Here is a 2,493-nt window from a genome sequence, read left to right on the forward strand (position 1 = left end):
CCGATCTCACCCTCGACAAGCTGATCCTGCAGGAGGCGTCCCGGGGAAACTTCTGAGCCCCGCGCGCCGACGCGCCTGTGTCGAGCACATCATGCTGACCGAGCGCCTGACAGGCGCGGCGCTCGGAGACGGTCATCGTCCGCATGATGTGCTCGACACAGGCGCGTCGGCGCGCGGGGCTCAGAAGTTTCCCCGGGACGCCTCCTGCAGGATCAGCTTGTCGAGGGTGAGATCGGCGATTGCCTTTCGAAGCCGAGCATTCTCGGTCTCAAGACTCTTCATCCGTCGAACTTGATCCGACTTCAGGCCGCCAAACTCACGTCGCCACCGGTAATATGTCACCGAACTCACACCGAGCGCGCGGATTGCATCGGCCACGCTCTGGCCCTGTGAGATCAGCACGTCCGCCTGACGTAGCTTCGCGACGATCTCCTCGGGCTTCGGGTGTTTTGCCATCTCGTCCGTCCTCCAGGCTCAAAAGCCATACCAAAGGGCGGACCACTTCAATGGGGGCTGACCACGGCGAAGCAAGGTCACCGAGGAAGTCGGCCGTCCATTTCCCGTCCATTTGCCAGATCACAGCGGGCTGCTTTTTGGAACAGAAATAATAGGAGACGCTGGTTTGCCCTCCAACACGGTGCGCCTTCCGTTCATACGACCCATTTGGATGGTGACTCGACCACGTTTTCTCGACGGCTTTGACCAACACTCCAAATTCATTTTGGCCGACGAAGTCACGTTCCTCGATTGAGAACCAGCCACACTCATCCATGTGGCAACGGGCCTCGTACAACTCGGCCGCCCGCAGTCTGTTCGGTGAGATGAGCCCCATCGTCGTGAGCAAAAGGCAGATAGCCTGCTGATATCCAAGGCTCCAAAAACGCGCAGCGGCGTTCACGTCGTCATTAGTAGAGAAGCTTGAGATACGAGCCGACAATAGATTAAGCATGGTCTATTTCCGAGATATTATATTAGAAACTAGGCCAGCGGCTGTAGCTCAGAAGCTAAGCAAGAGACGCTGATTTTTATCTTGTTGGCAAGCATGCCTGGAGCCTACAGGAAAGGATACTGCATGCCCTTATCCCTGGCAACTCTTTCTCGGCGGCAGTGAGTTCGTGATGATGGAAGCGACCGAGACGCGGCAACCATGCCAATCAACTACTGGACTGCCTCTGCCAGCCGCAGCAGTATACTCTTGACCCTTATAGAGGATATGTACGTTATCGCTTCCGTCATACCAGAGCACATCCACCTTCGGCTCGACTGGCTCGTTCGGCACAGTCTCGCAGATCCAGGTGCGGACATTGCATACCTCAACGCCAGTGGGGATCGTACCTGACTTGTTGATCTGCATAGGCCGTGCATGAGCAGAAATTGAAAACATGTGAGCGGTAATGACGAGGCAGCAGCTTTTAAAAATCTCCAACATTCACTAGTCTACTCTGTAACGCCCTCATGATGTAAGATCTCCCGGAAGTCTTATAATTCTTTCCTATGCATTTCAATCTATATGAGACTTGCCTCGGGCCGACGCGAGAACTTAAAGCGAGCATATGATCTTGGTAAGCTTCTTTCCCCGGTACTTTGAGGCGAGACGCAGATCAACATAGTCGCCATCGGTCGTGTAGAGTAACGGCTTGCCTTCCGCGTTAGGCGCAAGAATTATACCATTCCTCGTCAATTCTTCTCTGACTTCCTGCTCGCCGCCTCCAACGATTATGCCGACTTGCACAGGCGGTGCCGTTCCCAGCCCACGTGCGAACATCCGTTCCTTGTAGTTCCAGCCCTCCACTGAAAGAGCTGTCAAACCATGAAACGTGACCGGCTTCATGGGAAGGAAGGTAGGGTGGCCGTCTCCCATCTCGGCAGGCTTTGTTCCGATCACCCCTTCGGTCTGAAGATTTCTCAAGACCCCTTCGGGGTGGAAGCTGCCTTTGCACTCCAGAGCGCGAACCAGCCGCGCCAAAGCGGCTCCAGAATTATCTGGGTTCCGGCTGTTGTTGGAACTCCAAGCCAATAGAGCGTGTTATGAACCCATCATTAATCGTTCGACTTGCTTGAGCATGAGGCAGGCGAAGGCGACCATATGCAGGCCTGCCAGGGTGGTGGCATAGCCTTCGTAATCCTTGACCAGTCTTCGGCAGCGCGTGGACCAGGCGAAGGATCGCTCGACCACCCAACGTCGCGGCAGCAGTACGAAGCCTCGTTTGGCCTCGGGCGCCTTCACGACCTCCAGCGTGATGCCGTTGGCCTGCGCGGCGTCCGCCGCCTTGGCGCCGGTGTAGCCCTGATCGACAAAGGCCAGATCCACGCCGTCGTCGGTTTCCGCCTGCACGGCCTGCGTCAGCAGTCCGACCGCGTCCCTGTCGCCGACGTCGGCCGGCGTCACCGTCAGGGCCACCGGGTACCCCATCGTATCGACCGCGAGATGAACCTTCGCGCCGCGCTTGCGCTTGGCTCCATCGTAGCCGGCCCGCGCCCCGCTCTCGGGCG

The 2,493-nt window shown here is 57.2% G+C and carries 2 protein-coding genes and 1 pseudogene; all 3 read right to left on the reverse strand.

Features of this window, described 5'->3' with window-relative positions; genetic code table 11:
* Positions 1–91 precede the first annotated feature (91 nt).
* Positions 92–456: pseudogene (locus COGEMETH_RS24115) on the reverse strand (transposase); the annotation flags it as partial.
* A gap of 1,084 nt (positions 457–1,540) precedes the next feature.
* Positions 1,541–1,909, reverse strand: coding sequence for a hypothetical protein (locus tag COGEMETH_RS24120; protein ID WP_238185212.1), 369 nt, complete (start codon positions 1,907–1,909; stop codon positions 1,541–1,543).
* A gap of 117 nt (positions 1,910–2,026) precedes the next feature.
* A partial coding sequence (locus tag COGEMETH_RS24125; protein ID WP_238185213.1) for a transposase occupies positions 2,027–2,493 on the reverse strand: 467 nt, incomplete at its 5' end.

This window comes from Methylobacterium trifolii (assembly GCF_022179685.1).
In the GTDB taxonomy this organism is placed as follows: domain Bacteria; phylum Pseudomonadota; class Alphaproteobacteria; order Rhizobiales; family Beijerinckiaceae; genus Methylobacterium; species Methylobacterium trifolii.